The sequence below is a fragment of the Geminocystis sp. GBBB08 genome (genome assembly GCF_016743215.1).
In the GTDB taxonomy this organism is placed as follows: Bacteria; Cyanobacteriota; Cyanobacteriia; order Cyanobacteriales; family Cyanobacteriaceae; genus Geminocystis.
Genome location: NZ_VRZC01000006.1, coordinates 39,924 through 50,929, shown reverse-complemented (window position 1 = coordinate 50,929; position 11,006 = coordinate 39,924). Strand labels below are relative to the sequence as shown.

The 11,006-nt window shown below is 39.0% G+C and carries 5 protein-coding genes and 1 pseudogene; 5 read left to right on the top strand and 1 reads right to left on the bottom strand.

All coding sequences use genetic code 11. From position 1 onward, the window contains the following. The 4 genes and pseudogenes from FWJ34_RS01885 to FWJ34_RS01870 all read left to right on the top strand — a co-directional run. Positions 1-617 (top strand): calcium-binding protein (locus tag FWJ34_RS01885; RefSeq protein WP_308253635.1); only part of this gene is annotated, 617 nt, incomplete at its 5' end. A gap of 318 nt (positions 618-935) precedes the next feature. Continuing rightward, positions 936-4,763, top strand: coding sequence for a hypothetical protein (locus FWJ34_RS01880; RefSeq protein ID WP_308253634.1), 3,828 nt, complete (start codon positions 936-938; stop codon positions 4,761-4,763). A 161-nt stretch (positions 4,764-4,924) separates the two neighbouring features. Then, positions 4,925-6,126: pseudogene (locus tag FWJ34_RS01875) on the top strand (RNA-guided endonuclease TnpB family protein). Positions 6,127-6,194: 68 nt separating this feature from the next. Further along, entirely contained in the window at positions 6,195-7,118 is a 924-nt protein-coding gene (locus FWJ34_RS01870) for an alpha/beta fold hydrolase (protein WP_308253633.1), read from the top strand. A gap of 114 nt (positions 7,119-7,232) precedes the next feature. On the opposite strand, the gene FWJ34_RS01865 is transcribed toward FWJ34_RS01870, so the two are convergent. After that, on the bottom strand, positions 7,233-8,231 hold the full coding sequence (locus FWJ34_RS01865; RefSeq protein ID WP_308253632.1) for a sucrase ferredoxin: 999 nt from the start codon (positions 8,229-8,231) through the stop codon (positions 7,233-7,235). A gap of 266 nt (positions 8,232-8,497) precedes the next feature. On the opposite strand from FWJ34_RS01865, the gene katG reads away from it, so the two are divergent. Beyond that, positions 8,498-10,657, top strand: coding sequence for a catalase/peroxidase HPI (katG, locus tag FWJ34_RS01860; protein WP_308253631.1), 2,160 nt, complete (start codon positions 8,498-8,500; stop codon positions 10,655-10,657). Positions 10,658-11,006: the final 349 nt, after the last annotated feature.

Here is an 11,006-nt window from a genome sequence, read left to right as displayed (position 1 = left end):
CTTTAAAAGGTAGAAGTAGCGCTACTGATACTTTGATAGAATCAGGTAATGTCAACTTTGTACTAACTTCCACAAAACTGACGGGATTAGGCACAGATGCTCTTTCTAGTATTGAAAAAGCACAGTTAACGGGGGGGGTTAGTAATAATACTCTTGATACGGTTAATTTCAATGGCTCTGTCATTTTATTCGGACAAGAAGGCAACGATAACCTAAAAAGTGGGAGTGAAGTTGATCAACTTTTTGGAGGGGATGGCAATGATACTCTTACTGGTGGCGCTGGTAATGATACTCTTACTGGTGGTACTGGTAGTGACTTTTTCCGTTTTAATTTTAGCACTGAAAGAGTTGATCGTATTACTGATTTTAACATCATTGATGATACTATTCTGATCTCCCGTAGTGGTTTTGGCAGTGGTTTAGTAGCTGGTACATTATTACCTACTCAGTTGAGAATAGGTTCATCAGCGACTACTTCCGCTCATCGTTTCATCTATAATTCTAGTAGTGGAGGGTTATTCTTTGATGTGGATGGTAGCGGTGCAACGGCGGCGGTGCAAATTGCTACTTTAAATACTGGTTTAGCTTTGACGAATGCTGATATTGGCGTAATTTAAGGTTGGTAGTTTGCCCAAGAGGGCTTAAAGGAACACTCAGTAAGGGAATAAAAGATACAAAGTGAGGGTAGGCAAAAGGCACTCTTGCTACAGCCAAGAAATATTTATGAAATACTTAAAATACAAACTTGGCTAGTATAGCCGTAACAATTGTGCAGTAAATGTTAACAATTCAAAAGAGAAGAAATCAGCCTTAAAAAATCAAATTTTAAGTTTTCGTGATCTAAGCTAAAAAGGTTCACCAATTTGACAAAAATAATGTTAGTTTTGTAACTGTATTAATATGTTACGACTTTTTAAAATTACTAACAAAAAATTATGGGTTTTCCGGCAGTTTTTGAATTATCCAGTCTCAATGGTACAAACGGTTTTATCATTAACGGTATTAACATAGGTGACGAATTAGGGACGGTAAGTAATGCGGGGGATGTCAACGGTGATGGTTTTGATGATCTCATTATCGGTGCAAAGGGTGCAGATGTCAATGGCACTGATTCAGGACAAAGTTATGTAGTATTTGGTAAAAGTGGTGGTTTTTCCTCTACCCTTAATCTATCAACCCTAAACGGTACAAATGGTTTTACCATTAACGGTCTTAACGGAGGTGACTTCTCAGGGACGGTAAGTAGTGCGGGGGATGTCAACGGTGATGGTTTTGATGATCTCATTATCGGTGCAAAGGGTGCAGATGTCAATGGCACTGATTCAGGACAAAGTTATGTAGTATTTGGTAAAAGTGGTGGTTTTTCCTCTATTCTTAATCTATCAACTCTAAACGGTACAAATGGTTTTACTATTAATGGTATTAACGACGGTAACTGGTCAGGGTATTCGGTAAGTAGTGCGGGGGATGTTAATGGCGATGGTTTTGATGATCTCATTATTGGTGCACCAGTTACAGATGCCAATGACACTGATTCAGGACAAAGTTATGTAGTATTTGGTAAAAGTGGTGGTTTTTCCTCTATTCTTAATCTATCAACTCTAAACGGTACAAATGGTTTTATCATTAATGGTAACGACGGTGAGGAATTAGGGATTTCGGTAAGTAATGCTGGAGATGTCAACAGTGATGGTTTTGATGATCTCATTATCGGTGGACCGTTTGCAGATGCCAATGGCATTATTAATAATTCAGGACAAAGTTATGTAGTATTTGGTAAAAGTGGTGGTTTTTCCCCTATTCTTAATCCATCAACTCTAAACGGTACAAATGGTTTTACCATTAATGGTATTAGCGCAAGTAACTGGTCAGGTTATTCGGTAAGTAGTGCTGGGGATGTTAACGGCGATGGTTTTGATGATCTCATTATTGGCGCACCAATTAAAGATGTCAATGGTAATGAATCAGGACAAAGTTATGTAGTATTTGGTAAAAGTGGTGGTTTTTCCCCTATTCTTAATCTATCAACTCTAAACGGTACAAACGGTTTTATCATCAACGGTATTAATGCACATGACTTCTCAGGGACAGTAAGTAGTGCGGGGGATGTTAACGGTGATGGTTTTGATGATCTCATTATCGGCGCATATGGTGCAGATGTCAATGGCACTGATTCAGGACAAAGTTATATCATTTTTGGTAGAGTAACAAGTCTTTCTCTCATAGGCACTAGCGGTAATGATAGTTTAACAGGGAATACAGAAAATGATACCTTACAAGGATTAGGCGGTAACGACACCCTACAAGGGTTAGACGGAAATGATAGCCTAGTGGGTGGCACGGGTGCTGACAGTATGGTAGGAGGTAATGGTAACGATACTTACAATGTGGACAATACGGGCGATCAAATCACCGAAAATCTCAATGAAGGAACAGATACGGTACAATCATCCATCAGCTATACATTAGGCAATAACCTAGAAAACCTCACCTTAAGTGGTACGGCTAATATTAACGGTACGGGAAATACCTTAAACAACCGTCTTACAGGTAACAGTGGTGATAATAACCTCAACGGTGGTGATGGTAACGATACCCTCAATGGTGCTAGTGGTGCAGATACTCTTATTGGTGGTAACGGCAATGATACTTATACCGTTGATAACCTTGGGGATGTCGTCACAGAAACATTAAACGCTGGTACAGACTTAGTTAACAGTAGCGTAACTTATACCTTAGCCGTAAATGTCGAAAATCTTACTTTAACAGGTACAACTAATATTAATGGTATTGGTAACGCTTTGGCTAACCGTCTTACAGGTAACAGTGGTAATAACAGTCTTAACGGTGGCGATGGTAATGATACTCTTAACGGAGGAGTTGGGGATGATACTCTCATCGGTAGTTTAGGGGATGATTTTTACTATGTTGATAACACTAGCGATGTAGTCATAGAGTTAGCTAGTCAAGGCACAGATACGGTAATTTCTACCATCTCCTATACTTTGATAGCTAATGTCGAAAATCTTACTTTAAACGGTAGTACGAATATCAATGGTATAGGTAATACTTTAAATAACTTTATTACTGGTAACACTGGGAATAATAGCCTTAATGGAGGTGATGGTAACGATACTCTTTTAGGTGGGGATGGAAACGATACCCTCATGGGTGATAACGGTAATGATAGTATTGTCGGTGGCAATGGCAATGATAGTATTGGCGGTGGTGTAGGTAATGATACCATGACGGGCGGTGTTGGCAATGATAGCTATACTGTGGATAGCAGTTTAGATGTAGTTATAGAGTTAGCTAATCAAGGTACAGATTTAGTCTTCTCCTCCCTTACTTATACCCTGACAGATAACCTAGAAAACCTGACTTTAACAGGCACAACGGCTATCAACGGTATTGGCAATACATTGAATAACCTTATCACCGGCAACAGTGGCAATAATAATCTCAGTGGTGGTGACGGTAACGATACCCTCAACGGTGGCAGTGGTAATGATACCCTAACCGGCGGTAGTGGTAATGATACCCTAGACGGTGGTATTGGTGCAGACAGTATGGTAGGAGGTTTAGGAGACGATACCTACTCTGTCGATAACACCAGCAGCGATCGCATTGTGGAAGCCTTAAACGAAGGCACAGATTTAGTATTCTCCTCCGTCACTTATACTCTAGCTACTAACTTAGAAAACCTCACCTTAACAGGTATAGAGAATATCAACGCTACCGGTAATATTTTAGATAACCGTATCACCGGCAACAGTGGTAATAATAGCCTTAACGGTGGTGATGGAAACGATACTTTAACAGGAGGTAGTGGTAATGATACCCTCAACGGTAGTACTGGTGTTGATAGTATGGTAGGAGGTTTAGGAGACGATACCTACTCTGTCGATAACATCGGCGATATGGTGGTAGAAATTGCCAATCAAGGCATTGATACCGTTTTATCCTCCCTTACTTACACCCTGACAGGTAACGTAGAAAACCTCACCTTAACAGGCACAACGGCAATAAATGGTATCGGCAACACCTTAAATAACCTTATCACCGGCAACAGTGGCGCTAATAATCTCACCGGTGGTAGTGGTAATGATACCCTAACCGGTGGTAGTGGTAACGATACCCTAGACGGTGGTGTAGGTAATGATACTCTAACCGGTGGTAGCGGTAATGATACCTATTATGTCGATAATAGCAGTGGCGATATGGTAGTCGAATTATTGAATGAAGGTACAGATTTAGTATTCTCCTCCGTTACTTATACCCTGACAGATAACCTAGAAAATCTGACTTTAACAGGCACAACGGCTATCAACGGTACAGGCAATACATTGAATAACCTTATCACCGGCAACAGTGGCAATAATAATCTTAGTGGTGGTGACGGTAATGATACTTTAACCGGTGGCAGTGGTAACGATAGTTTAACCGGCGGTAGTGGTAATGATTCATTCCGTTTTAATTCTACTTCTGAAGGAATTGATCGTCTTACGGACTTTAATATAACCGATGACACCCTTCGAGTTTTAGGTAGTGGTTTTGGCGGTGGTTTAATAACTGGTACATTATTACCAACTCAGTTTACCATTGGTTCATCGGCGACTACTTCGGCTCATCGTTTCTTCTATAATTCTAGTACGGGAGGGTTATTCTTTGATTCCGATGGTAGCGGTGCAACGGCGGCGGTGCAATTTGCCACTTTAAGTACTGGTTTAGCCTTGACTAATGCTGATCTTGTGGTCATTTAAAGTTTATAGTAGGGTCGGTATCAACCACCATTAAACCTTGATTTATCAAAATTTTGGGTTTAAAACCCCGTCCTTCTAGGACGGCTTTATATTTCTTAATCTTCTTACCATTCTCAAAAATGTATGTTAATATATAAAGACGAGTTTAAAGTATTAGTTAAATGTTAAAAGCATATCGTTACAGAATCTACCCAACCACTGAGCAAAAAGTCTTACTAGCTAAGTCTTTCGGTTGTTGTCGTTGGTTTTACAACTATGCACTCAACTTAACTAATGAAACTTACAAGGCTACTGGAAAAGGATTAAGTCGTAATGAAATAATCAATAAACTACCTGAATTAAAAAAAGAGTATGAATGGTTAAAGTACCTTCTCAGTCTTTGCAACAGGTAGCTTTAGATTTGTCGAGAGCTTTCCTTCATTTCTTTGAAAAACGGGCAAAATTCCCTAAATTTAAAAAGAAAGGTAACAGGCAATCAATCAGGTTTCCCCAAAAAATTAAGTTAGATGGTGATTATTTAACTTTACCTAAATTGAAAAAGGTAGAATGTAAAGTATCTCGTTTACCTGTAGGTAAATTAAAATCAATTACCGTGTCAGTAAATCCATCTGGACAATATTTTGCTAGTTGTCTTTATGATGACGGTATTGATTTACCATCCCCCCAATCCCCCTTAGTAAGGGAAGAATTAAAGGGGGGTTGTAAAGCAATAGGGATTGATTTAGGCTTAACTCATTTTTGTATTACCTCTGATGGTAGTAAACATGGTAATCCTAAACATTACCGAAAACATGAAAAAAAATTAGCTAGGAGACAAAAACAGTTAGCTAAGAAGCAAAAAGGTTCTAATAATCGTCAGAAAGCCAGAAAAGCCGTTGCTAAAGTACATGAAAAGATAACTAGATGTAGAGAAGATTTCTTGCATAAACTATCACGCAAAATAGTTGACGAAAATCAAGTCATTTGTCTAGAAAATTTAGCAGTGAAAAACATGGTAAAAAATCATAAATTAGCTAAGTCTATTAGTGATTGTGGCTGGGGACAATTCTGCACTATGCTTAAATATAAAGCAGAATCGGAAGGTAAAATTTACCTCGAAGTAGATAGATTTTTCCCTAGCTCTAAAACCTGTAATAACTGCTTACATCAAATAGATAAATTAAGTTTAGATATTAGAATGTGGCAATGTCCTCAATGTAGAACGATACATGACAGGGATATTAATGCCGCTATCAATATCAGGGATGAAGGTTTGCGTATTTTAAAAGCGGTGGGACACATCGCTATAGCTTCTGGAGAGAGAGTAAGACCGAGTAAAGGTACTGCTTTTACAAGGCATCACTCTGTGAAGGAAGAATCCTAGCCGTAAAAGGCGGGGAGTTGTCAATCTCGCTCATGACGCTCATGGTGCAAAGTGATTTTCGTAATTTTATGAAACAAAATTTAGGTAATCAAAGGGATTGGATTTGGCACGGTTGGCATATTCATTATACTTTTCAACGAGTCGCAAAGGAACACAAATCGGTGGATATTCCCATTCTACTTTTACATGGTTTTGGTGCATCCCTGGGGCATTGGCGACATAATATCCCTGTTTTAAGTCAACATCACACCGTTTACGCCCTTGATTTACTCGGTTTTGGTGCTTCCCAAAAAGTCTATACTAACTATGGTGTACCCTTGTGGTCAGAATTAGTTTATGATTTCTGGAATACCTTTATTGCTCAACCTTGTATTCTTATCGGTAACTCCATTGGTTCATTAATTGCTTTAAACACGGTAGTAGAATATCCCATGATAGCTAAAGGTTTAGTTATGTTGAGTCTCCCTGATATATGCGCAAGACAAAAATTAATTCCTCCTAAAATTCAACCCCTTATCAATACCTTAGAAAATTTATTTGCTTCTCCTTTACTTATCCGTCTCATTTTTTATTTAGTGCGTCAACCTAGCATTATTCGCCGTAGTTTGAAACTTGCTTATATAGATCATACTAATGTTGATGACCAATTGGTAAATATTATCAGTCTTCCCCCCCGTGATCAAGGTGCAGTTCGTGCTTTAATTGCTTTAACTAAGTCGGTGAGTAATTTTTCTTTATCAGCCACAGAATTATTACAACAAGTTAACATTCCTATTTTATTACTTTGGGGTAAAGGCGATCGATTAATTCCCCCCACTTTAGCTACTAAATTCTCACAAATCAACCCTAAAATTGAACTAAAATTATTAGATAATCTGGGGCATTGTCTTCATGACGAAAATCCCAATTTATTTCATCAATTATTATTTCAATGGTGGTTCTACCAAGAGTGCTATGTAAATGTATCTAAAGTTACAGAAAGGAATTTATGACTACCCTAATTACCACATCTAATTGGTATATTGGGAAAACAATTTTAGTAAATCAAAATAAAAGCCGACAAATTCGCTATTTTTTAAAGAAAGTATTATCGAAATAACTTGACACTATTTTTTTTCAATAACTTGATATATTTTTACCGTAAATAACTGATCATCCCCTGATTTTCCTAATGTCATTACCTCTTTTTTTGCTTCTATTCTACCTTGACGAGTAATGATTTTTTGACTTTCTAATTCTAAATAACTTATTTCAATTTCTGCCCAGTTTGGCTCGTCTTCTTCCTCATTTTCTACCTTTTCTTGGGCAATAACTCTACCAGTTTTTGGATAAATTAACCATTTTTCGCCGATTTCTTGCCATAAGTTAGCCTCAAAAATTTGCTCTAAATATGATAAACCACTCCAACCTCGATAATAGGGACGCAATTTGTTAATATCTTCAGAATGGTGAATTAATGTATCTAATATATCTAAGTTTAAATGTCCCCAAAATCTACCACTAGGAAAGTCAATTAAAGTCGGTGCAAAACGATGTCCTCCAATATGACTACAACGCCATATTCTCATATTTTCTTTACTATATTCTTTTCTTAATTTTTCATAAATAGGATAGCCAAAACGACTACAGACTATATCCACGTTACCATGGGTGCAAACTAAAATTTCTCTGATATTGTCCGAATTTTGTCGATATTCTTCAAATTCATCAAGATTCGACGATGTAATTAGGCTAATGGCTAAGTCGTTGATTTTGTCAAGGGGTAAAAGATATTCTCTCTTTTCTAGGTTGGCAAATAATTCCGCCGGGCGATGGTAATAAATTATACGGGTTAAGTCTTTTCTTGAGTATATCTTATCAGGTGCAATCGCTAACGGACGAAATTTATCTAATTTTCCTTGAGAGATTAATTCAGACATGAGAGAAACAAAGGGTTTTAATTCTTCTCTGCTAGTCCAAAATTTGGCTTCCCACGGTTGGGGTAATTCTATCATTAACCATTGATCATAACATCCTGCGCTCCCTAATGGATTTTCGCCACTATTTTGAGAGACAAGGTTACAAAATTGGCAATCATTTAGGGTTAACGGTGATTCTAACAACATAAACTACTTCAATTATTTTTTTTTGATCGTATCTTAATCCTGCACTTTTTAGGAATATTTTGCAATAACTTTATTATCTTTTTAGATTCTAGTTTTTCATAAATTCTAATAGTGTTAAATGTAGTTATTATTACTTTTCTCGATACCTATTTTACTGTTGATTATTTAAGGCGATCGCTATAATCATTCCCTCGAAACCTTTACAAAGATTTGAGACTCATCAGTTAAAATAAACGTATATCAAACTTACTAGAGGCAAAAAAAATATGGACACAAGCAGTGGAAAATGTCCAGTAATGCACGGCAGTGTTACTACAAATAGTATGTCTAATATGGAATGGTGGCCTAAGGCACTAAACCTCGATATTTTGAGTCAGCACGATCGTAAGAGCAATCCCATGGGAGTACATTTTAACTATCGGGAAGAGGTAAAAAAACTTGACATAGCATCCCTCAAACAAGATTTGCACACACTGATGAAGGATAGTCAAGATTGGTGGCCAGCAGATTGGGGACATTATGGTGGTTTAATGATTCGGATGAGTTGGCACGCAGCAGGAACTTATCGTATTGCGGATGGTCGAGGTGGTGCAGGTACAGGTAATCAGCGTTTTGCCCCTCTTAACTCTTGGCCGGATAACGTCAACTTAGACAAGGCTCGTCGTTTACTTTGGCCGATCAAGAAAAAATATGGTAACAAACTCAGTTGGGCTGATCTGATAGCCTACGCTGGTACGATCGCCTATGAATCTATGGGATTAAAAACCTTCGGTTTTGCTTTTGGACGGGAAGACATCTGGCATCCGGAAAAAGATATTTACTGGGGTTCGGAGAAGCAATGGCTTGCTCCTACTGATAATCCCCAAAGTCGCTATTCTGGGGAAAGGGAACTGGAAAATCCTTTGGCTGCTGTAATGATGGGGCTAATCTACGTCAATCCCGAAGGTGTGGACGGCAATCCAGATCCTCTCAAAACCGCCCATGATGTGCGTGTTACCTTTGCTCGTATGGCGATGAATGATGAGGAAACCGTTGCCCTCACCGCTGGTGGTCACACGGTGGGCAAATGTCATGGCAATGGCGATGCAGGGTTACTTGGTGCCGAACCAGAAGCCTCCGAAGTGGAAGATCAAGGCTTAGGTTGGATTAACAAAACTCAGCGTGGCATTGGGCGTAACACCGTCACCAGTGGCATTGAAGGGGCTTGGACGACTTACCCTACCCAGTGGGATAACAGTTATTTCCACTTACTGCTTAATTATGACTGGGAATTGAAGAAAAGCCCAGCAGGTGCGTGGCAGTGGGAACCCATCAACGTTAAAGAAGAGGATAAGCCTGTGGATGTAGAAGATCCCTCTATCCGCCGTAACTTGGTTATGACTGATGCTGATATGGCGATGAAAATAGATCCTGAATATCGCAAAATTTCCGAGCGCTTTTATCATGATCCTGAATACTTTGCTGATGTTTTTGCACGGGCGTGGTTTAAACTAACCCACCGAGATATGGGTCCCAAAACTCGCTACATTGGTACAGAAGCCCCCCGAGAAGACTTAATTTGGCAAGATCCCATTCCCGTAGGCAACAGCAATTATGATGCTCAATCCGTCAAGGAAAAAATTGCTAACAGTGGTTTAAGCATTAGCGAAATGGTATGCACCGCTTGGGATAGCGCCAGAACTTTTCGGGGTTCGGACAAGCGTGGAGGAGCTAACGGGGCGCGTATTCGCCTAACTCCCCAAAAGGATTGGGAAGGTAATGAGCCTGTACGTTTAGCTAAAGTCTTGGCTATACTCGAAGGTATTGCTGAAGATAGCGGTGCAAGTGTCGCTGATGTCATTGTATTGGCTGGTAATGTGGGTATTGAGAAAGCCGCTAAAGCAGGAGGATTTGATATTACCGTTCCCTTTTCTCCAGGGCGTGGTGATGCAACGGACGAGATCACAGATGCTGAATCCTTTGCACCTCTTGAACCCCTCCACGATGGCTACCGTAATTGGCTGAAGAAAGATTACGCTGTTACTCCTGAAGAATTGATGCTGGATCGAACTCACTTGATGGGGTTAACTGCTCCTGAAATGACTGTTTTAGTAGGGGGTATGCGTGTTTTGGGTACTAATTATGGGGCTACTAAACACGGTGTATTTACTGATCGTCAAGGTGTATTGACTAACGACTTTTTTGTGAATCTTACAGATATGAACTATTTGTGGAAACCAGCAGGTAATAACCTGTATGAAATATGCGATCGCAAAACTGGTCAAGTCAAATGGACAGCTACACGGGTTGATCTTGTATTCGGTTCAAACTCAATTCTTCGTGCCTATGCCGAAGTTTATGCACAAGATGACAACAAGGAAAAATTCGTGCAGGATTTTGTAAACGCTTGGGTAAAGATGATGAATGCCGATCGTTTTGATCTATAGCAGATAACGAGTTGATTAGGACGTTTTGAGATTCCTCTCGTTATCTCGGAATGATAACTATAGATTTTGAGAATGTCTTAACTAACCGGTTTATTGCTATAGCTTAAGCCTAATACTAAATCTCCGTATCAGAGTAACACAATGTTTGCTATATTTAGGATTAGATGCGTGTTGGGAAGCAGTTCTTAGCGAGATCGCTCTTTGTTGGTTTCTAAAACCTAGACTATATTTCTGTTTTAGATTTAGATTACTCCCGATGAGAGCCTTGCTAGATTTGCTTCATCAATTTAGATCTTATACTTGTGTTTTATAATGTTCTTAGTAAGGCTTTAGCTGTTATTTATCAAGG